This window comes from Micromonospora sp. ATA51, assembly GCF_016802855.1.
GTDB lineage: Bacteria > Actinomycetota > Actinomycetes > Mycobacteriales > Micromonosporaceae > Micromonospora > Micromonospora sicca.
This window is the reverse complement of sequence record NZ_JAEVHJ010000083.1, coordinates 1-23173: the sequence shown is the minus strand read 5'-3', so window position 1 is coordinate 23173 and position 23173 is coordinate 1. Positions and strand designations below refer to the sequence as shown.

Sequence of the window (23173 nt, the reverse complement as noted above, 5' to 3'; positions counted from 1 at the left end):
GTGGGCGTGGCGGTCGGGGTGGGGGTGGGGGTGCTCGTGGTGGTCGAAGCGGTGGCTGTCTGCTGGGCCGTCGACGCAGCTCGGGCGGGGTGCCGCAGCCGGCGAGGGGCAGCAGGGCGAGCAGCGTGACCGGGACGGTCAGCCGCCGGCGGATGAGGGGGCGGGTTGCGGTGGGGGGCACGGTCCGATCCTAGGGATCAACAGACATCAGTACGACCGGGTGGCCGAGCCCATCGTAGGAGGATCACGCGGCGGGGTGAAGGTCACCTGTGCACGCGGTGCCCGGCCCGCTCCAACGCGGCCGTCGCCTCCGCGAGCCGCACCGCGGGCACCAGCACGTGGTCGGTGTCGTACGTGGAGAACGCCACCACGTTCACCCGGGCCCGGGCCAGCGGCTCGACCAGCGCGGTGAGGGTGCCGGTGACGGCCAGGTCGAGCGGGCCGACGATCCGCAGGCACCGCCAGTCCGTCTCCACCACCGCCTGCTCCGGCACCCGTCGGGCGGGGCAGATCACCGAGATCCCGTCGATGCTCCAGCTCACCGTCACCACGTCGTGGTCGCCCAGTCCGCCCCACAGGGTCGGGGAGAGGCTGGAATCCGCCGGTAGTCGACACACGGCGTACCCGCCCGGCAACAGAGCGACATCGAGCATGAGGGCACCATACGTCCTCGGTGACGGTCGGCCCCAGCACCGCCGGGTGCGGCGAGCGCCACCCGTTGTCGCAGCTCAGACCTCGGAGAAGAAGGTGAGTGAGCCGGCGACCGAGTCGTCGGTGAGCACCGGCGTCGAGATCGCGTCCACGGTGGTGCCCGGCGCGTCGGCCCCGGGCCCCTGGACCCGGAGCAGTCCGCGGGCGAGCCGGCCGGAGTGCAGGGCGAGCAGTGGCGGAATCTTGTCCGTCTCCTGCTCGGTCAGCTCGCTGCGGTTGGCCGTGAAGTCGACCAGGCGCAGGCCGCCCTCGAGCAGGGGCCGCCCGATCACGTCGTCCGGCGCGCCGAGGCAGAGCAACTCGCAGCCGGACGCCGAGATGGCCACCACTGTGGTGTCGGCGTCGATCAGCAGGCAGGGCTCGGCGGCGTGGGAGACCGTGCTCGACCACTGCCCGAAGTTGTCGGACTCCTGCCCGGTGGGTGTCCCCGCGGCCGGCGCGAACACTTCCGAGAGCGAGAGCTCGACGTGGGCCACCGCGCCTCCTATGTACACCGACGGTCTGTCCACGCTAGCCGGTCGCCGCGACGACCGCTCGACCGCGTTCCGGCGCACCGGAGATCGATGCCCCTCGTCTGCCCGGGGCGCCGCTGGCGGCGTGGGGCAGGTGTCGGTGAGGCGGGCGCCCGGAGACCGGGCAGCCGGCGACGGCGCGGATCGACGGAACAGCCGAGGCGGATCCCCGGACCGGTGGCGTCGCCGGTGACGTTACCGGCGGGCGGCCGGCTTGTCAGCGGCCGTTCGGCCCTCGTCGTACCACCGGTAGTCGCCTGCTGGACGGTACGTGCCGTTGAGCCAGGTGTTCGGGTGCTGGGCGACCCGGGACAACTTCTCCGCGGTGGCGGGGCTGATCCGGTTGCCGCCGGCGACGAGAAGGCGGTCCAGCTCCCGGTGGGTCGCCATCAGGCAGTCCTTCGGCAGGCCGTACACGCTGATCACGCCGGAGCCGACGAAGGTCAGCACCGGGGTCACCGGGATCGGCAGGGCGACCGCCTCGGAGAGGGCCTTGCTCGCTCGCTTCGCGTCCCGGCGCGCCTCGGCCACATAGGGCGGACGCTTGCCGTTGATCTGCACGACGTCGCCGGCGACGAGCACCCGGGCGCGGCCGTGGTCGGCGATGGTGACCGCGAAGAGGCCGCTCGGGCCGATGGCCAGGAATCCGGCCCGGTCGTCCCGGTCCCGGTCGAGCAGGACGTCCACGGCGTCCGTACGCGGCCACTCGATGACGTGCCAGGCGGGACCGAGGTGGTCGAGCTGGCCCAGGGCCCGGGCTCCGGCCGCCTCCAGCCGGCGGGCACCCCGCTCGGCCCGACGGCGGCGGGCCCATTCCAGTGGGGTCGGTCGGGCCGGTTCGAGCACCGAGGTGGACTCGATCCTGGGCTGTGGCACCGCGACCGGCGGCAGCGCCCGGGTGGGTACGGCTCGACGAGCGGGAAAGACAGTCATCGCGACCTCCGGCAAAAGGTCCCTCGAAGTTATGTCTCCACTACCCTACGTTGCGGACCCCGGTGTTCGGCAAGTTGGAGCGCCGGAATGAGTGCGGATGAATGCCATATTCATTCACACTTCTTTTCCGGATGGTGCGGAACCCCTGTCCTACGCTGCGAAGGTGACCCACTACGTGGACAGCGAGGTGGCGCGGCTCGGCACGGTGCTGCTGCACCGCCCGGGACCGGAACTCGCCCGGCTCACCCCCCGCAACAACGACTCGTTGCTCTTCGACGCTATCCCATGGGTGGGCCGTGCACAGGAGGAGCACGACGCGTTCGCCGCCGCCCTGCGCGGTCGCGGAGTCGAGGTGCTCTACCTGGCCACCCTGCTGGCCGAGACGCTCGCCGTCGCCGAGGCCCGGGCCGAACTCACCGAACTGGTGCTGCGTTCGCCCCGGCTCGGCGACACCCTCCGCCGCCGGATCGCCGACCATCTCGCCTACCTCGACCCGGCCGCCCTCGCCGACGTGTTCATCGCCGGGCTCGCCCACGAGGAGCTGCGGCTGAGCCGGGACCGCCCTGGCGGTCTGGTCTGGACGCTGATGGACCGGCACGACTTCGTCATCGACCCGCTGCCCAACCTGCTGTTCACCCGGGACTCCTCGGTGTGGATCGGCGACCGGGTCGGGGTGACCAGCCTGGCGATGCCCGCCCGGCGGCGGGAGACCACGCTGACCGACGCCATCTACCGGTACCACCCGCGCTTCGTCGGCACCGAGTTCGTCTACCACCCGGAGCTGGAGCACCTGGAGGGCGGCGACGTGCTGCTGCTGGCGCCGGGGGTGCTCGCCGTCGGGGTGGGCGAGCGGACCACCCCGGCCGGCGCGGAACGGCTCGCCCGGCAGGTCTTCGCTGCCGGCCTGGCGCACACCATCCTGGTGGTGCCGATCGCGCAGGAACGGGCCACCATGCACCTGGACACCGTCTGCACGATGGTCGACGTGGACGCCGTGCTGATGTACCCGAACATCGCCAGCACCCTGTCGGCGTACACGGTGATCGCCGGCGCGGACGGCGACGAGCCGCGGGTGGGCGGGCCGGCGCCGTTCCTGCGCGCCGCCGCCGACGCGATGGACCTGGACCAGCTCCGGGTCATCGACACCGGTCTGGACCCGGTGACCGCCGAGCGGGAGCAGTGGGACGACGGGAACAACACCCTCGCCCTCGCCCCCCGGCTCTGCGTCGGCTACGAGCGGAACGTGGAGACCAACGCCCAGTTGGAGCGGGCCGGCATCGAGGTGATCGCGATCGCCGGCTCGGAGCTCGGCTCCGGCCGGGGCGGTCCGCGCTGCATGTCCTGCCCGCTGGTCCGCGAGCCGCTGCGGCGCTGACCCCGGCCGGTCGCCGAGCGACTCGGGCCCGCCCGACGCGAGGCGTCGGCGGGCGTCGCGACGTTCGGGTCAGCGGAGGGTGAGCTGCGGCCGACCAGGCCGTGCCGGGCCCGCCGGCCCGCCGCGTCCAGCGGCTCGGTCTCCTTGAGCGCCTCGGCGTACCGGTCGGCGAAGGCGGCGACCGGCGCCTCCCACTCGGTCGCCGGGGTCGCCTCGGGCAGGTCCCACACCGGCACCAGCCGGCCGTGCGCCCGGAACATGCCGGCGAAGCGGGTGTGCTCCCCGAGGGTCAGCGTGCCGGCCACGCTCAGCCGGGACAGCGCGTCCAGGGCGGTGTCCTCGTCGTCCGGCAGCACCCAGCGCACGTGGGCCTTCTCCGGCACCTGGCACCAGTACGCGGCCCGGGCGGCGGCCAGCCGGACGGTCGGGTAGACCGCCGCGTTGGCGCGTTCCAGGGACGCCTGCACGGTCGGGTCGTCGGCCGCACCCGGGTCGAGCCAGAACTCGAAGCCCTCGTGCATGGTGATCTCCAGCGGACCGTCCACCAGGATGTCCTGGAGGCGGGGCCCCGGACCGGGCAGCGGGGGCACGGTGACCTCGCCGCCCGGCTCGGTCCGCAGCGCGCAGAGCAGCGCCTCGGCCAGGTCCCGGGAGACGTCGCCGGACTGCTGGTGCCGCTGGAGGCCGACGAAGACGCGCCCGTCCGGCTTGGTCATCGCCGGGGCGGCCATCGGCAGCACGGTGGCCAGGGTGACCGGTCGGTCGCCGTACTCCTCGACCAGCTCGGGGGTCAGCCGCAGCGGCGCGGAGGCGGCCGGGACCAGCTCACGCAGGGCGATCCACTCCGGCTCGTCCACCAGCCCCTCGAACGGGCGGGGCACGAAGACGTCGCGCACCTTCTCCCGCTTGGGGGTGGCTTCGGTGGCCCGCTGGCTCTTTCGACGCTTGCTCACGGCGAGACAGCCTAGATGCCGGGCGGGCGCGGAGTGGGCGCGACCCGCCCCGGGGGCCGGCTCAGCCGGCCGCGACCAGGTCCGGCCGGGCCGTCGCGACCGGGTCGAACTCGGCCCAGACGCTCTGGCCGAGGCCGTCCCGCTCGACCCCCCAGCGGCTGGCCAGACCGGAGACGATGTGCAGCCCGCGCCCGTCGGCGGCGTCCGGGCTGGCCGCCCGCATCAGCGGGCCCGAGGCGGAGCCGCCGTCGGTGACCCGGAGCTGGACGTGCTGCCCCTCGGTCGTCCACCGCAGCCGCCAGGCCACCCGGACCACCCCGCCGGGCAGCGGGTCGGCGTGCCGGACGGCGTTGCCGACCAGCTCGGCGAGGACCGCGACCAGGTCGGCGAGGAGGATCGGCGGGACGAGGTCGGCCAGTTCGTCGGCGAGCCGGTGTCGGGCCAGGCGCGCGCCGGTCGCGTGGTGGGGCACCACCACGCACCATGATCGTTCGGCCGAACCCGTCGACACCGTCGTCCCTCTCCGCCCCCGTCGGTGCCGGGATCATCCCCGCGGCAGCCGCACCTCTGCGACGGTACCGCCACCGACCCTCGGTCGGAGGGATACCCATCCATTCTGCTGTTCAACGATCTGCCGGACGAGATAGAGACCGAGCCCGGCGCCCGGATAGCGCCGCCGGTCGCCGGACTCGCCCTGCCAGAACCGGTCGAACGCCCGCTCCACGTGCTCGGGGCGGATGCCGATGCCCCGGTCGGCGACCCGGAAGGAGACAGTTCCGTCGCAGGCCGACGCGCTCACCTCGATCGGGGTGTCGGGCAGCGAGTACTTCCCGGCGTTGGTGCTCAGCTCGGTCAGCACGGTGGCCAGGCTGCGCCGGTCACCGAGCGCCTTGGGCAGGTCGTCCGGCAGGTCGAGGACGATCCGGTGCCGGACGTCGGCCGGCAGGTCGGGCACCGCGGCGCGGAGGGTGTCGGCGAGGTCGAAGGGGGCGGCCGGCTCGCCGCCGGGCCGGCTGTCGGTGGCCGCGGAGAGCAGCCGGTCGACGAGCCGGGCCAGCTCGTTTGCCCGCTGCCCGATGATCCGGGCCGCCTGTCGCCGGTCGCCGTCGTGGAGCGACTCCCAGTGGTCGGTGAGGGTGTCCGCGTACCCCTTGATCACGGTGACCGGGGTACGCAGCTCGTGGCTGGTCACCGCGACGAAGAGGTCCCGGTCGTGGTCGCGCCGCTGCTGGTCGGTGATGTCGCGGAACGTGACCACCCGCAGCGCACCGGGGCCGGGCAGTTCCCCGGAGGTGATCCGCAGCCAGCGGCCGTCGGGCATCCGGTGGTCGAGCACCTGCCCCGGCGGGGGCAGCGGGAAGGGCAGCGGACGGCTCAGCGCCTCCCCGGCCGGGCGGCCGGTGACCTGGGCGGCGGCCGGGTTCCAGAGCCGGATGTGGTGGTCCCGGTCCACCACCGCCAGCCCGTCGGCGAGGGCCGCCACCACCGGGCCGTCGCCGTGCACGGGCAGCCCGGTCTGGTCGCCGTACATGTGCGCGATGCAGGAGGCGATGTAGCCGACGACGGCGTGCTGGGAGGTGTCCTCCGGGTCGCCGTCCGGGTAGAGGGCGTGCAGGCTGCCCACGGTCAGGCCGCCGATCTCGGCGCGGGCCACGATCATCCGCAGCAGGCCCCGGTCGGCCAGCTCGTCGGCGAGCGCGCCCGGGATCCGGTCCACCCGCACCTGGCGTAGCGGGGGGCCGGAGAGGAGGCAGACGGTGGCCGGGTCGGCGGCCGGCAGCGGGCGGCCGATGGCCCACTCGGCGTCGCCGGTCGCCGCGATCACCCGGCCGCCGGTGGGGGCGAACTCCACGAACGCCAGGCTGGCCGCGCCGATCGCCGGCTGAACCACCCGGAGCAGCCGGGTGAGGACGGGCAGCCCGGAGTCCCCGGCGTTGATCATCTTGATCACCGTGGTGTGGCCGGCGATGAGGGCGGCGTAGTCGGTTCGCTCCGGCATGTCCCGAGTGTGCCCCGGCCGACCGGTCCGGGGACACCCCCGCGTGGCCGACCCGCACCGACCGCCGGGCCGACCGGCCGTGCCCGTGGGGCGCCCGCGTCGCCTCCGGTGATGGATCGAGGCCGGGCGAGGGGTGGGGCTCAGCGGCCGAGCCGGGCCAGCGCGCGGGCCGGGCGGTCGGTGATCACCCCGTCCACCCCGGCGGCGAGGACCAGTTCCAGGTCGTCGGGCTCGTTGACCGTCCAGACGTACACCTGGTTGCCGGCCGCCCGCAGCGCGGGCACGAGCTGCGGCCGGGCCCGGACCAGGCCGATGCCCGGGCCGGCGATCCGGGTGCCGAACGGCAGCCGGCCCAGCCGCAGCCAGCGCGGCAGCACCTCCAGCAGCAGCACGGTGGGCAGTGCGGGGGCGAGGTCGCGGATCCGGCGTACGGCCAGCGGGGAGAACGACATCACGGTGACCCGTACCGGGTCGTCCGGTTTCGGGTCGGCGAGACCGTACCGGCGCAGCAGGGTGACCAGTCGCCGTTCCACGTCCCGGCCGTACCGGGAGGGGTGCTTCGTCTCCACCAGCAGCCGGACCGGCCGGCCGGCGGCCAGCACGGCGTCGAGCAGCCGTTCCAGGGTGAGCAGCCGGGTGTGCGACTCGTCGAGCTGCTCGTCGCCGTCGGCCGGCATCCCGCCCGGGTGCCAGGATCCGAAGTCGAGCATCTCCAGCTCGTCCAGCGTACGAGCGCTGACCAGCCCGTGGCCGTTGCTCGTCCGGTCCAGCCGGCGGTCGTGCACGCAGACCAGGTGCCCGTCCCGGGTCAGCCGGACGTCGCACTCCAGGCCGTCGGCGCCCTCGTCGAGGGCGCGCAGGTAGGCGGCGAGGGTGTGCTCGGGCAGGTCGTACGAGGAGCCGCGGTGCGCGAAGACCAGGGGGTCGCCCATGCCGCTCGGCCCCTAGACGACCCGGCCCGGCTGCCCGTCGTCGGTGACCACCGGCCGGCCGGCGACGGCCCAGTCACCCATCCCGCCCTCGACGTTGCGCACCTGGTCCCAGCCGTTGCGGATCAGGTAGGCGACGACCTGCGCGGACCGACCACCGGAGCGGCAGATCACCGCGACCTCCCGGTCGTTCGGCACCTCGGCCAGCCGGGCGGGCAGCTCCATCATCGGCAGGTGGTGGGCAGCCGGCGCGTGGCCGGCGGTCCACTCGTCGTGCTCCCGCACGTCGAGCAGGTAGGTGTCGTCGGGCACGGCCGACGCGGGCACGCTGGGAACCTGAGGTCCGAACACGGCTACCAAGCCTAGTCGGGCCGGTCCGGTCACAGCCGGTTGACCCAGCGGGGATTCGCCCCGGCCCACTCGGGCAGCCGGGTGCCCCGGACCGCGTCGAAGAGCCCGTTGCCGCCGTTGTCGAGCACCACGTAGGAGACCTCGTCGATGGTCTGCGGGTACGACGGGACCTGCAGCCCGTGCAGCGCGTCCGCGGGCAGCGACCGGAACGCGAGCAGCAGATCCTCCAGCGGTACGCCGTTGGTGTCGACGGTCAGCGAGCCGCCCACCGCCCGGAGCACCTGGTCGAGCTTCACAGGGTCGCTCCGCAGGTGCGTCTCGCCGGCCTTGTCCAGCACGGCGCGGAGCATCTGCTGCTGGTGCCGCTGCCGGTCGAAGTCGCCGCCGGGCAGGTCGTAGCGCTGCCGGATGTAGTCCAGCGTCCGGGCGCCGCTCATCTGCTGGCAGCCGGGGGTGAAGACAGTCCCGGTGTGGATCGAGCGCACCTCGGTGTCCACGCACATCCGGATCCCGCCGAGCAGGTCGATGACCTCCTTGAAGCCGGAGAAGTCGACCAGCGCCGCGCCGTCGAAGCGGATGCCGGTGAGCCGGGTCAGGGTGGCGGAGAGCAGCCGAGCGCCGGCCTGACCGCCGCCACCGTGCTCGTACGCGGCATTGATCTTGTCCTGGCCGCCGCCGTAACCCGCTGCGGGCGGGATGGCGACCAGCAGGTCCCGGGGGATCGAGATCAGGTACGCCTGCCGCCTGCCGGCGGGCACGTGCACGATCAGGATGGTGTCCGAGCGCTGGTCCTCGGCGGTGGCGCCGGTGCGGTGGTCGGAGCCGACGAGGAGGTAGTTGAGCGCGCCGGAGAGGTCGGTCCGCCGCTGTCTGGCGGCGGGGTCGAGCAACTGCTCCTTGACCACGGCGCGGTCGTAGCGGTCGGTCACCCATTGCAGCCCGGCCACGGCGAGGGCGGCGAGCAGGACCAGGGCGAGGCCGCTGCCGAGCAGGACCCGGGGGAGGCGGGCGCCTCGTCCGGCCCGCCCACGTCTGGTCCGTGCTGGCCTGGACGTGACACCCCTCCCGCACCCGATACGTGAGACCCGCTCACGTCAGGCTACGGGTGGAACACACCGGCGGTGGCCGCTTTCGCCGCCACCGCCGGGTGCCGGGTCAATTACGCCGGGTCACTTCCGAGTGGAGAGGACGTTCGGGTTGGCCACCACGAACTCGGCGAGCTTGTCGTCCTTGACCGCCTGGAACATGTCCATGCTCAGGGCGTTCAGCGTTTCGCGGTGATTCGCGTTTGAGCTGTAGGTGCCGCCGTTGGTGCGCAGCGTGGTGAGGTCGTTGCCGCTGACGCCCTTCATCGTGTAGATGAAGTCGTCGATCGGCACGTTGCCGGTGTCCAGGACCAACGCCTTGCCGGCCGCATTGATCAGCTGGTTCAGCTTGATCGGGTTGGTCAGCGTGCCGTTCTGGGTGGCCTTCTTAGCCATCGCCTTGATCAGCTGCTGCTGGTTCTGCTGGCGGTCATAGTCGCTGTTCGGCAGGCCGTAGCGCTGGCGGGCGTAGTCGAGCGCCTCCCAGCCCTCCATCTCCTTGCAGCCCTTCTTGTGCACCACCGGCGTCATCGGCTTGCCGGTCTTCTTGGCGTCGGCGTTCCACATCGGCTTGCCGTCGACCATCATCATGTGGTGCGACGGAACCTCATGGCTTACGCAGATCCGGACCGTGCCGAGGGCGTCGATGACGTTCTTGAAGCCGCCGAAGTTGATGATCGCGGCGCCGTCGAAGCTGATTCCGGTCATCTTCTTGATGGTCTTGGCCATCAGTTGGGCGCCGCCCTCCCAGCCGCCGCCGTTCGCCGCGCCGAAGTAGAACGCCGCATTGATCTTGTCGGTGCCGTGGCCCGGGATCTGCGCCTCGGCGTCCCGGGGGATCGAGATCAGGTACGCCTGGTCGTGGCTGGCCGGGATGTGCAGGATGATGATCGTGTCCGACCGCACGTTGTCGGCGGCCCAGCGGGCCCGGGCGTCGACGCCGAGCAGCAGCATGTCGATCGGGCCGTCCAGGCTGTTGCCGCCCTCGGCGTCGGTCTTGCCCGCGTCGCCGAGCAGGTTGCGTTGCGCGATGTTGCTGGTGGCCTGGCCGATCACGGCCTTGCTGCCGACGATGGCGAGGCCGCTGGTCATCATCAGCACCGCGCCGAAGATCAACGTGAGTCGGGCCCAGAGCGGGTCCTTGCGACGGGTGCGCTTCTTGGACCCGCCGTTGCCGCGGCCGCCGGGGCCGGGCTGGGTCGGGATGAGGGGCGGCACCCGGCCGGGTGCTCCGGGATCCAGTGACTGAGGGCGACGGCTGGTCTGAACCGGCATGCGTGCTCCAGCTCGTTGATCGGGGGGCTCGACCACTGTACGTACCCGTTCCCGTTCTTGCGACCTCCTGGGGGAACTAATCCCGCCAATCCCGGCACTCGATCCACTGGTTCGGCCGAACGGCCAATTGAAAGGAACCGGTCGGCGGTTGGCTCGCCGTGGACGAGCCTTGACCGCGACGTCGGGGGTTCCGGAGGGATGCGCGTCAGCCGCCGTTCCCCGCACCGCCGCTCTGCTGGTTGGCCTGCACCCAGTCGGCCATGGTGTCCGCCGACATCGCCTGGTACATCGCGAGGGCCTTCTCCCGGTCGGAGACCACCACCGACTCGCCGTTGATCGTCTGGCTGCCCACGTTCGGGCTGGTGATGAAGGTGAGGTTCTCGCCGCGCAGGCTGCGGAACTGCATCGCCATGTCGACCAGCGAGAATCCCTGGTCGACGGTGGCCGCGTCGGTCACCGACGTGAGGAAAGCGTTCAGCTTCTTCGGGTTGGTCAATGTGCCGGTGCTCGCCGCCTTGTCCATCAGCGCCTTGAGGAATTCCTGCTGGTGGCGCATCCGGGCGAAGTCCCCCTCGGGGAACTGCTTGCGCTGCCGGATCCAGTCGAGTGCCTCCGCGCCGTCCATGTGGTTCATCCCCTTGGTGAACGTCCGGTACGGCTTGTGGATCGACGTGATCGTCCGCTCCACCTTCAGGTCCACCCCGCCGAGCGCGTCGGTGACCTCCTTGAAGCCGGCGAAGTCGATCGCCATGACGTGGTCGATCCGCACGTCGCTGAAGCACTCCACCGTCTTCACCGCGAGCGGCAGGCCACCGAACGCGAACGCCGCGTTGACCTTCGCGCGCCGGCCGGAGTCGCAGGGCGCGCCCGCGTTCTCGGGGATCCGCACGTAGAGGTCGCGCGGGACGGAGACCAGGTAGGCCTGCTTGTGGTCGGCCGGGATGTGCATAACGATCAGCGTGTCCGCCCGCCACTTGCCGGCGCTCTCCACCGGCGCGTCCGGGTCCCGGGAGTCGCTGCCGACCAGCAGGATGTTCAGCGCGCCGTCGACCGTCTTGGTGGGCCGGCCCCCGGTGATCTCCGAGAAGGGGTCGGTGCGGGCCAGGTCGTTGTTGAGGTTGCGGGCGTAGAACCACGCACCCGCGCCGCCGAGCAGCGCGAGCACCAGCACCGCGACGCCGGCCACCAGGCCGATCCGGCCCCAGCGCGGGCGCGGGCCGCGCCGTCCCGGCCCGCCGGCGCCGCCGCCCGGGCCACCCGGACCGGAGGGTCCGCTCGGCCCGCCGGGACCGCCGGGAGGCGGCTGCTCGTCGTACGACGGGTACCACTGGGCCTCGGTGGCGCGGGCGCGTCCGGCGGGGGCCCGGCCGGAGCCGGGGACCTGGGCACGGCCCGCGCTCCGAAGCAGGTACGGGAGCGGGACGCCAACTGTGGTGGTCGCTGACATGTAACCGAGGGTAGGTCGGTCGAGCCAGTACCGCTCTCAGGCGAGCGCCGGTGTCAGCGTTCTTCCAGGCGAGTTCAGTAACCTAGCCGCTCGCGGAAGTACTCGATCGTGCGTCCCAGGCCGTCTTCGGGCGCCACGGTCGGCTCGTATCCGAGCAGTTCCCGGGCGAGGGTGAGGTCCGGCCGGCGCATCTCCGGGTCGTCCGCGCTGCGCGTGATGTAGCTCACCTCGGAGCTGCTTCCGGAGAGTGACACGATCAGTTCGGCGAGTTGCCGCATCGACATCTCGTGCTCGGTGCCGCAGTTGATCGGGCCCGTCTCGGTGGAGTCGAGCAGCAGCAGGATCCCGCGCACCAGGTCGTCGACGTAGCAGATCGAGCGGGTCTGGTTGCCGGTGCCGTGCACGGTGATCGGCTCGCCGCGCAGCGCCTGCGAGATGAAGGTCGGGATCGCCCGGCCGTCGTCCGGGCGCATCCGCGGGCCGTACGTGTTGAAGATCCGGACGATCGCGGTGTCCGTGCCCCGGCTGCGGTGGTATGCCATGGTGGCCGCCTCCGAGAAGCGCTTCGCCTCGTCGTAGACGCTGCGGACGCCGATCGGGTTGACGTTGCCCCAGTACGTCTCGCGCTGCGGGTGCTCCTTCGGGTCCCCGTACGCCTCGGAGGTGGAGGCCATCAGGAACCGGGCGCCGTCGGCGGTGGCCCGCTCCAGCAGGTGCAGGGTGGCCACCGAGCCGACCCGCAGGATCTCCACCGGCAGCTTCTCGAAGTCGGTGGGGCTGGCCGGGGAGGCCATGTGCAGGATCGCGTCGAACCGCTCGGCCAGCGCCGGGTGGTCGGTCGGCAGCCCCTCGGAGATGTCCGTCTCGACCAGGGTGAAGGTCGGCTTCTCGAACAGGTGGACGACGTTGTCCTTGGAACCCGTGACGAAGTTGTCCAGCACCACGACGGTGCAGCCGCGGGCGATGAGGGCGTCGACCAGGTGGGACGGCACGAAGCCGGCGCCGCCGGTGACGAGGATTCGGTGTCCGGGTCCGAAGCGGGGCTCTACCTTCATGCCGGCCAGCCTACTCAGCGTGCCATCCGCCCGAGGTGCGGCATACGGCGAGGGGCCCCGCCGGCTCGGCGGGGCCCCTCGTGCGGGTCGAGCGTCAGTGGGCGCCCGCGCCGGTGAGGGCGCGCACCTCCAGCTCCGCGTACTTGTCCTCGTCGTGCTCCTTGGAGAGCACGGTGCCGATCCAGCCGCAGAGAAAGCCGAACGGGATCGAGATGAGGCCCGGGTTGGACAGCGGGAACCAGTGCCAGTCGTGCTTGGGGAACATGGCCGTCGGCGCCCCGGAGACCACCGGGGAGAAGAAGACCAGCACCACGGCGGCGAGCAGGCCGCCGTAGATCGCCCAGACCGCGCCCGAGGTGTTGAAGCGCTTCCAGAACAGGCTGTAGAGGATCGCCGGCAGGTTGCCCGAGGCGGCGACCGCGAAGGCCAACGCCACCAGGAACGCCACGTTCAGGCTCTGCGCGTAGATCGACAGGGCGATGGCGATCGCGCCGATGACCAGGGCGGAGACCCGCGCGACGGTGACCTCCTGCCGCTCGGACGCCTCCCCACGCTTGATCACATTGGCGTAGAAGTCGTGCGCCAGGCTGGACGAGGAGGCCAGGGTGAGCCCGGCGACCACGGCCAGGATGGTGGCGAAGGCGACCGCCGCGATGATCGCCAGCAGGGTGGCACCGCCCAGGCTGCCGCCGAAGAAGTCCCGGCCGAGAGCCTCGGCGAGCTGCGGCGCGGCCGTGTTGCCGGCCTTGTCCTGCGCGGTGATCGCCTTGCCGCCGACCAGCGCCGCCGCGCCGAAGCCGAGGGCCAGGGTGAGCAGGTAGAAGGTGCCGATGATGCCGATCGCCCAGAGCACGCTCTTCCGGGCCGCCCGGGCGGTGGGGACGGTGTAGAAGCGGATCAGGATGTGCGGCAGACCGGCGGTGCCGAGGACCAGCGCGATGCCGAGTGAGAGCAGGTCCATCTTGCTGTAGAAGGTCTTCAACGCGTCGCCGGGCGCCTCCACGCCGTACCGCAGCCCGGGTTCCAGGAAGGCGGAACCCTTGCCGGAGGCGGAGGCCGCGTCGCCGAGCAGCGAGGACAGGTTGAACTTGTACTTCGCCAGCACCAGCAGGGTCATCACGACCGCGCCGGTCATCAGCAGGAAGGCCTTGACGATCTGGACGTACGTGGTGCCCTTCATGCCGCCCACGGTGACGTAGATGATCATCAGGGCGCCGACCATGACGATGGTGGCTTCCTTCGCCGTGCCGGCGTCCATGCCGAGGAAGGTGGTGCCCGGCTTGATGCCGAGCAGCAGCGCGACCAGCGCGCCCGCGCCGACCATCTGGGCCAGCAGGTAGAAGATCGACACCGTGATGGTGGAGACCGCGGCGGCCGTGCGGACCGGGCGCTGACGCATCCGGAACGCCAGCACGTCGGCCATCGTGTACCGGCCGGAGTTGCGCAGCAGTTCGGCGACGAGCAGCAGCGCCACCAGCCAGGCCACCAGGAAGCCGATGGAGTAGAGGAAGCCGTCGTACCCGTACAGGGCGATGATGCCGGCGATGCCCAGGAAGGACGCGGCCGACATGTAGTCGCCGCCGATCGCCATGCCGTTCTGGAAGCCGGAGAAGGAGCGACCGCCGGCGTAGAAGTCGGTGGCGGTCTTCGTCTGCCGGCTGGCCCAGATGGTGATGGCCAGCGTGATCGCCACGAAGATCAGGAAGAGCGTGATGGTGAGGTTCCGGGCGGTGGTGCTGCCCGCCTCAGCCGCGAGGACCGTGCTCATGGGTCACCTCCCCGATCTCGGCGCGGATCCGGTCGGCGACCGGGTCGATCCGCCGGTCGGCGAACCGGGAGTAGAGCCAGGCGATGACGAACGTCGAGACGAACTGGAGCAGGCCGAAGACGAGGGCGACGTTGATGTTGCCGATGAGCTTCGCGCCCATGAAGCCCCGCGCGTAGGCGGAGAGGATGACGTAGAGCGCGTACCACAGGAAGAACGCGACGGTCATCGGGAAGACGAAGCCGCGCAGGGCGCGCCGCAACCCGGCGAACTCGTCCGACCGTTGTACGGCGAGGTACCGCTCCGCGGCGGATTCGGCCGGCGCGGACGCGGGTGTGTCCGTGGACATCTGTGGATCACCACCTTCACAGGCGTGGGGAGTTTCGCGCACGGTAAGGAGCGCGCTCCCCGCCGGGGAAGGCCGAGATCGGCGTCGGTCGGCGGTTGCGCCGAACGGTGGTCCGGCTGCGCCGAGTGACCCAGGTCACTCCGTTGACCGGTCGCCGCTCAGTCGGTCAGTTCGCGGTACCGGCCCCGGTAGTGCAGCAGCGGGGCGGTCTCCTCGACCAGGTCGACCGCCTCGATGACGGCCTCGACCAGCAGCCCCCAGCCGTACTCCCGGGCGCTGTCGAGCCGGCAGCCGGCCCACCCGCCGCCGTCGGCGGGGACCGGGCCGTAGGGGGTGTCGGTCCACGAGCCGGTGGCGAAGAGGCCGCCGGGGGACGGGAAGAGGCCGGCGAACCGGTCGGCGAGCTGACGGTGCGGCGGGCCCAGCGGGCAGACCGCGAAGCGGCCGGCCTCCTCGACCGCGGCCCACAGGTCCGACTCCGCGTCGATCAACCCGAGCAGCCGGTCCGGTTCGCCCTCGGCGACCAGGGTGGACGACACCGTCAGCCCGGCCGGCCCCGGTGCCGTCCAGAGGGTGACCGGGGCGGCGAGCCGCCCGCGCAGCCGGCGTACCGGTGAACGCTGCCCGGCCGGCACGGCGAACGGGTCGGTGTGGTGGATCTCGGCACCCGGCTCATGATTCACGTGAAACATTGTGCCGCCCCGGGCCCGCGCCCAGCCGAGGAAGCGGTCGTGCAGGTCGGCGGGCCGGGCGAGCCGCGCCGGGCTGGCATGGCGGTGCGCCCCGCACGCCCGGCACCGCCACAACTGCCCTTCCAGGGGCCATTTGCGTCCCAAGATCTGCTCGGCGATCACTCGCGACCGCTCCGGCGTCTCGACCGGGAATGGCGAGCATTCGGATGAGCGTGATGACGCAGAGGCATATTTATGCCTGAGAGGCATGACGCTCGCAGGAGTGGGTGCCTCCTCGCCACGACCCGCCTGGGCCCCGATCACCAGCGGCCGCCGTTCTCCCGCCACGTCTGCGCCGGGTTCAGCCAGCCGGCCCGGGTTGACAACCCGCAACATCCGACCGGAGACAGGAGGGCGGGCCGCCCCATCCGGGACGGCCCGCCGCGTCAACGCCTGCTCAGGAGAAGTCGACCAGGAAGTAGTAGCTCGCAGTGTCCGTCCATACCCCAATGGCCGAGTCCGCGCACCCTCATGGTGTGCGAACTCGCCGAGGTCGGCGTGTAGTTGCGGTGGCAACCCCGGCCGGGTTCGCCGCCACCATCGCCTGGCCGTCATCGACCGTGTACTCGAACGGTTCTGCCCCGTACCGAGAAGACGTTCTCACCGTTGCGGTCCATGGTCACCGAGATGTCGGCTACCAGCGCGTCGGGAGTCTTCGGCACGCTCTGCCAGGCGCTGCCGTTGAGCTGGTACTCGAAGGTCGTCACCTCGCTGATCTCGGTGTAGACCCCGAACCTGCCGATCGCGCCGATCCCGCCACGGGGGGTGTACTCGTCGTACGCGCTACTCACATTCACGCGCGGGTCGCGTACGCGGAAGTAGTACCGCCGCTCCGCGCTGACCGTGCCATCGGCCGTCCGGCTGGTGACCGTCAGCAGGGTGTACCCCGGATGCGTCGGGGTGATCTCGATCGTTGCCCTGCCGTCCGTTCCAGTGGCCACCACCTGCTCTTCGCCGCTGTACTCCAGCACGTAGCGGTACTCCACCACGCCGGAGCGGCCCGGGTTGAAGGTGAACCGACCCGGCTGGCCGGGCTCGTGTACCAGTTCGGCTCCGTCGGCGTCCATCGCAGCACCGCGGTGCCGTCGCGTTGCCTCCGACCGTCAACCGACGGCGGTGACCCGTCCGTCAACGGCGGGGCGTGACAGCGGCGAGCAGCTCCGGCTGGCGGCGGTCCAGCACGTCCCCGGCCAGGTAGGAGCCGAGCAGCGCGGCCCCCAGCCCGTAGGCCAGGCCGACCGGCAGGGCCAGCCAGAGCCACAGGTCGCCGAGCAGCGCCGCGGCCACCACCATCGGCACCGCCGCGGCCGCGGAGGCGACCATGGACAGCAGGGTGAGGAAGCTCTTCGCCACCCCGGCGCCGGTGTTCATCGCGAACGGGTTGCTCGTCTCCGGCAGCGCGTACGCGCCGAGCACCGAGACGAACGCGTTGATCGCCAGTCCGCTGCCGTACGCGGCGAGCAGCGCCCCGGCCATCACGCCCAGCCAGGCCGGGTGTCCGAGCAGCGTGGCGAGGACGACCGCGACCACGCCCAGGATCGGCACCACGTAGAGGGAGAACGCCGTCATCCGGGCCCGCAGCTCCAGCCGCCCCGGTACGCCGGCCACCACGTTCGCCGCGTACGCGCTGCCGTCGAAGCCGAGCTGGTTGGCCAGGGTCACCGAGGCGAGCACCCCGACGAAGAGCATCGAGAGGCTGACCAGGACCGGCGAGGAGGCGGCGGTGGCCTCGCCGAACGCCTGCCCGCCGTCGGTGGCGAGCCGGGAGCCGCCGAGGTTGACCATCACCGGCACGAAGACGCCGACCACCGCGATGGTGATCAGGTTGGCCCGTCGCCGGGCGTCCCGCCACCAGTAGCGGCACTCCCGGGCGACCAGCGCGCCGAACCGGTCCCGCCGGGCCCAGCCGACGGCGCGCGGGAAGAGCTGGGCGACCGCCCCGCCGGCGGGGCCCCGTCGTCCCGGGCGGGACCGGCGCTGGCCGCGCCGACCATCGCCGACTCCAGCGACCGCGACCACCACAGCAGCAGCGCCCCGATGGTCAGCACGGTGATCAGCAGCTTCACCGGGCCGGCCCACACCCGCCCCTCGGCCACGTCGATGCCGGCGGTCCACGGCGCCCCGAACGGGGTCCAGCCGATCACCCGGGCCACCCCGGTCAGCCGGTACCAGTCGGCCTGGCGGACCGCCGCCAGCACCGCGATCTGCAGCGGCCCGAGCAGGGCGGCGACCACCGCCAGCAGCACGGCGGCCAGGTCACGTACCCGGCGGGACCGGAGCATGGTGGCGAAGGCGCTGGTCACCGCGCGGGCCGCCGCCACGCAGAGCAGCAGCCCGGCGGCCACCCCGGCGACCGCGACCAGGCCGGCCGACCAGCCGCCCAACGCGCCGGCGGTGACCACCAGCCCGGACACCGCCACCAGCGTGGTCAGCACCGGCACGCTGACCAGGGCGGCCGCGAACAGGCCGGTGACCAGGGTGCGGCGGGTCAGCGGCAGCAGCGCGAACCGGGCCGGGTCGAGCGTCTCGTCCACGCCGAAGAAGACCAGCGGCAGCAGCAGCCAGCCGAGCACCAGCAGGCCCCCGCCGAAGGCGGCGGTCAGCAGCGCGTACCGGGGCTCGCCGGCCAGGCCGGGTGCCGCCAGCGCGAAGAAGCCGCCGGTGGCGAACCAGAGACCGACCAGCACGCCGACCACGAAGAGGGCGATCCGCCAGCCCTGGCCGCGGAAGTTGTTGCCGAGCACCCGCAGCTTGAGCCGGACGAAGTGCGGGGCGGCGACCCGCCGGGCCGGCCCGGCCGGCGCGGCCGGCGCGGCTGGCGCGGACGGCCCGGTCACCGGGACAGCCACGACAGCTCCTCGCCCGTCGCGGTCCGCCCGCCGACCACCTCGACGAAGACCTCCTCCAGGGACCGGTCCCCGCGCACCTGGCCGAGCGTGCCGACCCGCTTGATGGTCCCGTCGGCGAGGATCGCCACGTGCGAGCAGAGCCGCTCGACGACCTCCATCACGTGGCTGGAGAAGACCACCGTGCCGCCGCCGGTGACGTACCGGTGCAGGATGTCGCGGATCAGCGCGGCCGACACCGGGTCGACCGCCTCGAACGGCTCGTCCAGCACCAGCAGCCGGGGGCCGTGCAGCAGGGCGCAGGCCAGGCCGACCTTCTTCTTCATGCCGGCCGAGTAGTCCACCACCAGGGTCCGGCCGGCGTCGGTGAGCGCCAGCACGTCGAGCAGCTCCGCCGCCCGCTGCTCGACCACCGCCGAGTCCATGCCGCGCAGCAGACCGTGGTACGCCAGCAGCTCCGCCCCGCTGAGCCGGTCGAACAGCCGTACGCCGTCCGGCATCACGCCGAGCAGGCCCTTGGCCCGGACCGGGTCGGCCCAGACGTCGTACCCGAGCACCCGGGCCTGGCCGGCGTCGGGCCGCAGCAGGCCGACGGCCATGGAGAGGGTCGTCGTCTTGCCCGCGCCGTTCGGGCCGAGCAGCCCGTAGAAGGAGCCGGCCGGGACGTCCAGGTCGACCCCGGCGACCGCGACCTTCGTGTCGAACCGCTTGGCCAGGCCGCGCAACGCGAGCGCGGGGTGCTCTTGGGTCATGTCCCGACGTTAGTCCGCCGCCGCCAGTGATCTCTCCCGCCACGGGACGACCTCGATCTCCTACCCGGGCAGGAGATCGATGGCGGCCCGGGTGTGTTCCTCGAACCGCTCCGTGAGCCAGTTCTGCTCGTCCGCCGTTACCTTTCCTCCCCGCCGTCGGTCAGCAGTGTGACGGACCGGAGTGGTCCGAGGTGATACCGCGAGTGGAGGAGCGACGCGTGACGTCAGGCATGAAGACGATCATCTACCCGGTCCGCGATCTGGAGCGGGCGAAGGCGCTGTACGGCCGGCTGCTGGGCGTCGAGCCGGTTGTGGACCAGCCGTACTACGTCGGGTACGCCCTGGGCGGGCAGGACGTCGGCCTGGACCCGAACGGCTACGGCCAGGGGATGACCGGGCCGGTGGCGTACTGGCACGTGGACGACATCGAGGGGAGCCTGAAGGAGCTCCTCGATGCCGGGGCGGAGAAGGTGCAGACGGTCAAGGACGTCGGCGGCGGCAAGCTGGTCGCCTCCGTACGCGACGCGGACGGCAACGTGGTCGGCCTGATCCAGGCGCCCTGACGGGAACCGGATCTCGTCGGGTGTCACCGCCCCCCGGCGCCCGACGAGATCCGGGAGGATCACGACGACCTGACGCCCGAGGTCGGCGCCGTCGGGTGAGGTGTGGGCCCTGCCCGATCGGAGGCGCCCCGGCTCGGAGGCGCCCCGGCTCAGAGGCGCAGCGCTTCGGGGGCGTGCAGGCGCAGCATGGTGGCGCCGACGTCGGCGGGGAGCCGGCGCCGGGTGGCCAGCGACACCGCCACCATCACCGTGAAGGCCAGCGGCACGGTCCACGCCGCCGGCTGGGTGGTCAGCGTGGCTGGCCAGCCGCTCAGCGGTGGGCCGAGGACGGTGACCAGCACCGCCCCGATCGCCGCGCCGCCGCCCACCAGCACCCCGGCCGCCGCGCCGAGGTCGGTCAGCCCCCGCCACCAGATGCCCAGCACCAGCAGCGGGCAGAAGCTGGACGCGGCCACCGCGAAGGCCAACCCGACCACCTGGGAGACGTCCAGCCCGGAGACGTTCAGCGCGAGCACCGCCGGCACTCCGCCGGCGATCACCGTGGCCAGCCGGAAGCCGCGTACCGAACCGCGCCCGAGCACGTCCGTGGAGATCACCCCGACGACGCTGGTGAGCAGCCCGGACGAGGTGGAGAGGAAGGCGGCGAACGCCCCGGCGGCGACCAGCGCGGCGAGCAGCCGCCCGGTCAGGCCGTCGCCGAGCGCCGCCCCGGGCAGCAGCACCACCACCGCGTCGGTCTGGCCGGTCACCAGCAGCTGCGGCGTGTAGATCCGGCCTAGCACGCCGTAGATCGTGGGCAGCAGGTAGAAGACGCCGACCAGGGCGAGCACCACCAGCGTGGTGCGGCGGGCCGCCGCGCCGTCCGGGTTGGTGTAGAAGCGCACCAGCACGTGCGGCAGGCCCATGGTGCCGAGGAAGGTGGCCAGGATCAGCGAGTACGTCGCGAACAGCCCCCGGTCGTCGTCCCCGGCGGTGTCCGGCAGCAGCCAGTCCGCCGCATCGGTGGCCGTGCCGGAGACCTCCGGCACCGGGTCGCCGGCCGCGAAGGCCAGCCGGTCGCCGGGGCGTACCTCCCGGATGTCGCCGTCGGCGAGGGTGAGGGTCGCGCGGTGCTCGACCACGACGGTGGTCGCGGTCCGGAACGCCGGCCCGTCGGGCGGGGCCACCGCCGGGCGGGCGTCGGCCTGCCACTGCAACGCCAGGAAGATCGCCGGTACGGCCAGCGCGGTCAACTTCAGCCAGTACTGGAACGCCTGGACGAAGGTGATCGCCCGCATCCCGCCGAGCGCCACGTTCGCGGTGACCACCACCGCGACCAGCAGCGCCCCCACCGGGTAGGGCGAGCCGGCCACCGTGGCCAGGGTCAGCCCGGCGCCCTGCAACTGCGGCACCAGGTAGAGCCAGCCGATGAAGATCACGAAGACGGTGGCCAGTTTCCGCAGCCGGCGGGACCCGAGCCGCACCTCGCAGAAGTCGGGCAGGGTGAACGCCCCGGAACGGCGCAGCGGGGCCGCCACGAAGAGCAGCAGCGCCAGGTAGCCGGCGGCGAAGCCGACCGGATACCAGAGCACGTCCACGCCGTACTTCAGGATCAGCCCGGCCACGCCCAGGAAGCTCGCCGCCGACAGGTACTCCCCGCCGATCGCGGCGGCGTTCCAGGTCGGGCTGATCGCCCGGGAGGCGACCAGGAAGTCGGAGGTGGTCCGGGCCAGCCGCAGCCCGTAGAAGCCGATCCCGACGGTGACCAGGGTGACCGCCACGATCGCCGGGACGACGAAGCCGTTGCCCACCTCAGCGCTCCGGCCGCTGGACCAGGTCGGTGAAGTCCTGCTCGTTCCGCTCGGCCAGCCGCACGTACGCCCAGCCGACGCCGATCAGGAACGGGAACGAGGCCACCCCGAGCAGCAGCCACGGCAGGTTGACGCCGAGCACCGTGACCCGGCCGACCGAGGGCGCGATGGCGAAGAGCCAGGGCAGCCCGCCGAGGGCGATCAGCACCACCAGGCTCAGCCGCACCGCCAGCGCGAGCTGGGCCCGGACCAGGCCCCGGACCAGCGCCTCGCCGACCCGGGTCTGCTCCGCAAGCTCGGCGCGGGTCCGCCCGGACCGGTCGTCCCGGCGGGACACCTCGGCCAGCACGATCCGGGTCCGCCGGGGCGGCTCGGCGACGCGCGGGGCCGGCACCGGGACGGCCGCGGCGGGCCGCCCCGGGCCGTCGTGCTCCCCCGGACCGGTCATCCCCGGAGTCTTGCCTGCTCAGCGGGAATGTCAAGGGCACGCCGTCGCGCCGGCCTCGGCCGGATCCGGGCCGAGCACCGCCCGGGCCTGCGCCCGGCCCACGTTCGCGGCCCGCCACCCGTCCTCGGGGAGTTGGGCGGCGATCTCCCGCAACGCGCAGGAGCGCATCGGCTCGGGCAGCCGGTCCAGCGCCGGTACGGCGTCCGCCGAGAGCCCGGACAGGTAGTCCACGTCCAGCCGGTCGATGCGCTGCCACCGGTCGACGTTCCAGTTCGCGATCAGCCGATCCGGGTTGACCACCGCGAGCCCGAGCAGGGCGACCACGGCCGCGCCCAGCGCCAGCCGGGGCAGCCACCCGCTCCGGAGCCGGACCGTGGCCACCCCGACCAGCACGAAGAGCAGCCCGAGCCAGAGCTCCGCCGTCGCCACCACCAGGCGTAGCCGGGTCGCCCCGTACGCGTCGGTGTAGACCCGCATCCGGTAGAGCGCCGACGCGACAACCACCAGGCTCAGCGCGGTCAGCCCGCCGACCAGCACCCGGATCAGCACCCGGTCCGCCCGGGTCCGCCGGGGTGCCCAGCGCATCGCGCCGGCGATCACCAGGAGGGTCAGCGCGGAGACCGCGAGCAGTTGCCAGAAGCCGCCCCGGGCGTACTCGGCGTAGGTCAGCCCGGCCGTGCGCAGCACGTGGCCGGAACCGCCGAACAGCACGGCGAGCTGCACCAGGACGAACGCGGCGAAGAGCGCGTCGAGCAGGGCCAGCGGCAGCACCCACTCCAACTGGCGGACCGCCCGGGCCGGCCCGACCCGCAGCTCCAGGTCGGGCGGCGCGGCCAGCAGGTACGCCCCACCGAGGAGCACCGCGCCCACCAGCAGCAGGCGGAACACCCAGCCGAACACCCCCGGGGTCGAGACGTCCGGCAGCGCCTCGGCCACCAGGTCGGCGAAGACCGCGTCGGCCGAGGAGAAGAGCAGCCCGAACAGCAGGAGCAGCGCGACGGTGATCCCGATGCTGGCCAGGCTCCGCCCGACGCCCGGGCCGCCCGGCCGCGCCCGGGGCAGCCCCCGGGCCGCCCAGGGCAGTGCCCGCAGGGTGGCGACCGGCGGCAGTATCCCGGCGGTCAGCAGGCCCAGCGGCGTACGCCCGCCCGCCACGGCGAGCGAGGCGGTGCCGAACGCGGCCAGCAGGCAGAGTGCGAAGAGCCAGCCGGCGGCGCGTACCGTGCCGACCCCGACCAGGGCGACGGTGGCGACCGCCCAGGCCAGCCGGGCCGCCCGGCCCGGCGCCCCCGTGGCGTCGGGAC

22 protein-coding genes and 2 pseudogenes are annotated in these 23173 nt (G+C 72.7%); 2 read left to right on the top strand and 22 right to left on the bottom strand.

The genetic code is table 11. From position 1 onward, the window contains the following. The 4 genes from JNW87_RS15455 to JNW87_RS15440 form a co-directional block, all read right to left on the bottom strand. Positions 1-181, bottom strand: a 181-nt coding sequence (locus JNW87_RS15455; RefSeq protein ID WP_238453913.1) for a hypothetical protein, incomplete at its 3' end; no start/stop codon positions are given. An 82-nt stretch (positions 182-263) separates the two neighbouring features. After that, entirely contained in the window at positions 264-653 is a 390-nt protein-coding gene (locus JNW87_RS15450; RefSeq protein WP_109803778.1) for an ACT domain-containing protein, read from the bottom strand. Between the two features lie 75 nt (positions 654-728). Further along, on the bottom strand, positions 729-1187 hold the full coding sequence (locus JNW87_RS15445) for a PAS domain-containing protein (RefSeq protein ID WP_109803779.1): 459 nt from the start codon (positions 1185-1187) through the stop codon (positions 729-731). A 231-nt stretch (positions 1188-1418) separates the two neighbouring features. Continuing rightward, positions 1419-2156 (bottom strand): hypothetical protein, encoded by a 738-nt coding sequence (locus tag JNW87_RS15440; protein WP_238453912.1) that lies wholly within the window; start codon positions 2154-2156, stop codon positions 1419-1421. A gap of 163 nt (positions 2157-2319) precedes the next feature. Between JNW87_RS15440 and JNW87_RS15435 the strand changes: the two genes are divergently transcribed. Further along, positions 2320-3531, top strand: a complete 1212-nt coding sequence (locus JNW87_RS15435) for an arginine deiminase (protein ID WP_238453911.1) — start codon at positions 2320-2322, stop codon at positions 3529-3531. An 86-nt stretch (positions 3532-3617) separates the two neighbouring features. Here JNW87_RS15435 and JNW87_RS15430 read toward each other — a convergent pair. The 15 genes and pseudogenes from JNW87_RS15430 to JNW87_RS15360 all read right to left on the bottom strand — a co-directional run. Then, positions 3618-4484, bottom strand: a pseudogene (locus JNW87_RS15430) (DUF5926 family protein); the annotation flags it as partial. A 61-nt stretch (positions 4485-4545) separates the two neighbouring features. Continuing rightward, positions 4546-4962: an ATP-binding protein gene (locus JNW87_RS15425; protein ID WP_238453910.1), complete on the bottom strand. Its 417-nt coding sequence runs from the start codon at positions 4960-4962 to the stop codon at positions 4546-4548. A gap of 66 nt (positions 4963-5028) precedes the next feature. Continuing rightward, entirely contained in the window at positions 5029-6483 is a 1455-nt protein-coding gene (locus JNW87_RS15420) for an ATP-binding protein (protein ID WP_109803784.1), read from the bottom strand. Positions 6484-6623: 140 nt separating this feature from the next. Beyond that, the gene (locus JNW87_RS15415; RefSeq protein ID WP_238453909.1) at positions 6624-7415 is read right to left on the bottom strand and encodes a glycerophosphodiester phosphodiesterase family protein; all 792 of its coding nucleotides are present in this window, start codon (positions 7413-7415) and stop codon (positions 6624-6626) included. Positions 7416-7427: 12 nt separating this feature from the next. Then, the gene (locus tag JNW87_RS15410; RefSeq protein ID WP_238453908.1) at positions 7428-7763 is read right to left on the bottom strand and encodes a rhodanese-like domain-containing protein; all 336 of its coding nucleotides are present in this window, start codon (positions 7761-7763) and stop codon (positions 7428-7430) included. A 29-nt stretch (positions 7764-7792) separates the two neighbouring features. Further along, a complete protein-coding gene (locus tag JNW87_RS15405; RefSeq protein ID WP_238453907.1) occupies positions 7793-8710 on the bottom strand; it encodes an LCP family protein in 918 nt (305 codons plus the stop codon). Positions 8711-8932: 222 nt separating this feature from the next. Then, positions 8933-10123: an LCP family protein gene (locus tag JNW87_RS15400; protein WP_238453906.1), complete on the bottom strand. Its 1191-nt coding sequence runs from the start codon at positions 10121-10123 to the stop codon at positions 8933-8935. Between the two features lie 205 nt (positions 10124-10328). Continuing rightward, on the bottom strand, positions 10329-11570 hold the full coding sequence (locus JNW87_RS15395; protein WP_238453905.1) for an LCP family protein: 1242 nt from the start codon (positions 11568-11570) through the stop codon (positions 10329-10331). Between the two features lie 74 nt (positions 11571-11644). Next, positions 11645-12625 carry an NAD-dependent epimerase/dehydratase family protein gene (locus JNW87_RS15390; protein ID WP_238453904.1) on the bottom strand — a complete coding sequence of 327 codons (981 nt, stop codon included), beginning with the start codon at positions 12623-12625 and terminating at the stop codon, positions 11645-11647. Positions 12626-12719: 94 nt separating this feature from the next. Further along, entirely contained in the window at positions 12720-14393 is a 1674-nt protein-coding gene (locus tag JNW87_RS15385) for a cation acetate symporter (protein WP_238453903.1), read from the bottom strand. After that, complete coding sequence (locus JNW87_RS15380; RefSeq protein ID WP_109803791.1) at positions 14371-14739, bottom strand: DUF485 domain-containing protein; 369 nt, start codon at positions 14737-14739, stop codon at positions 14371-14373. Before JNW87_RS15380 ends, JNW87_RS15385 begins: the two co-directional genes overlap by 23 nt. Positions 14740-14897: 158 nt before the next feature. Beyond that, positions 14898-15575 (bottom strand): flavin reductase family protein, encoded by a 678-nt coding sequence (locus JNW87_RS15375; RefSeq protein WP_375373514.1) that lies wholly within the window; start codon positions 15573-15575, stop codon positions 14898-14900. A 446-nt stretch (positions 15576-16021) separates the two neighbouring features. Then, complete coding sequence (locus tag JNW87_RS15370) at positions 16022-16537, bottom strand: hypothetical protein (protein ID WP_238453902.1); 516 nt, start codon at positions 16535-16537, stop codon at positions 16022-16024. A 61-nt stretch (positions 16538-16598) separates the two neighbouring features. Continuing rightward, positions 16599-18319 (bottom strand): annotated as a pseudogene (locus JNW87_RS15365) (ABC transporter permease). After that, positions 18304-19068: an ABC transporter ATP-binding protein gene (locus JNW87_RS15360; protein ID WP_238453901.1), complete on the bottom strand. Its 765-nt coding sequence runs from the start codon at positions 19066-19068 to the stop codon at positions 18304-18306. Before JNW87_RS15360 ends, JNW87_RS15365 begins: the two are co-directional and overlap by 16 nt. 218 nt (positions 19069-19286) lie before the next feature. Between JNW87_RS15360 and JNW87_RS15355 the strand changes: the two genes are divergently transcribed. Further along, on the top strand, positions 19287-19631 hold the full coding sequence (locus tag JNW87_RS15355; protein WP_109803793.1) for a VOC family protein: 345 nt from the start codon (positions 19287-19289) through the stop codon (positions 19629-19631). Between the two features lie 149 nt (positions 19632-19780). Here the strand turns inward: JNW87_RS15355 and JNW87_RS15350 are convergent, their stop codons facing one another. The 3 genes from JNW87_RS15350 to JNW87_RS15340 form a co-directional block, all read right to left on the bottom strand. Continuing rightward, positions 19781-21421 (bottom strand): cation acetate symporter, encoded by a 1641-nt coding sequence (locus JNW87_RS15350; protein ID WP_238453900.1) that lies wholly within the window; start codon positions 21419-21421, stop codon positions 19781-19783. Between the two features lies 1 nt (position 21422). Beyond that, positions 21423-21869: a hypothetical protein gene (locus JNW87_RS15345; RefSeq protein ID WP_236648196.1), complete on the bottom strand. Its 447-nt coding sequence runs from the start codon at positions 21867-21869 to the stop codon at positions 21423-21425. Between the two features lie 30 nt (positions 21870-21899). Continuing rightward, positions 21900-23173: DUF4153 domain-containing protein (locus JNW87_RS15340; protein WP_238453899.1), on the bottom strand; the 1274-nt coding region annotated here is incomplete at its 5' end.

Coding starts and splice junctions, on each gene's coding strand:
- JNW87_RS15395 (WP_238453905.1), bottom strand. CDS start 11,570: ATGTCAGCGACCACCACAGTTGGCGTCCCGCTCCCGTACCTGCTTCGG.
- JNW87_RS15420 (WP_109803784.1), bottom strand. CDS start 6,483: ATGCCGGAGCGAACCGACTACGCCGCCCTCATCGCCGGCCACACCACG.
- JNW87_RS15380 (WP_109803791.1), bottom strand. CDS start 14,739: ATGTCCACGGACACACCCGCGTCCGCGCCGGCCGAATCCGCCGCGGAG.
- JNW87_RS15360 (WP_238453901.1), bottom strand. CDS start 19,068: ATGACCCAAGAGCACCCCGCGCTCGCGTTGCGCGGCCTGGCCAAGCGG.
- JNW87_RS15385 (WP_238453903.1), bottom strand. CDS start 14,393: ATGAGCACGGTCCTCGCGGCTGAGGCGGGCAGCACCACCGCCCGGAAC.
- JNW87_RS15390 (WP_238453904.1), bottom strand. CDS start 12,625: ATGAAGGTAGAGCCCCGCTTCGGACCCGGACACCGAATCCTCGTCACC.
- JNW87_RS15345 (WP_236648196.1), bottom strand. CDS start 21,869: ATGACCGGTCCGGGGGAGCACGACGGCCCGGGGCGGCCCGCCGCGGCC.
- JNW87_RS15450 (WP_109803778.1), bottom strand. CDS start 653: ATGCTCGATGTCGCTCTGTTGCCGGGCGGGTACGCCGTGTGTCGACTA.
- JNW87_RS15415 (WP_238453909.1), bottom strand. CDS start 7,415: ATGGGCGACCCCCTGGTCTTCGCGCACCGCGGCTCCTCGTACGACCTG.
- JNW87_RS15400 (WP_238453906.1), bottom strand. CDS start 10,123: ATGCCGGTTCAGACCAGCCGTCGCCCTCAGTCACTGGATCCCGGAGCA.
- JNW87_RS15440 (WP_238453912.1), bottom strand. CDS start 2,156: ATGACTGTCTTTCCCGCTCGTCGAGCCGTACCCACCCGGGCGCTGCCG.
- JNW87_RS15370 (WP_238453902.1), bottom strand. CDS start 16,537: ATGGACGCCGACGGAGCCGAACTGGTACACGAGCCCGGCCAGCCGGGT.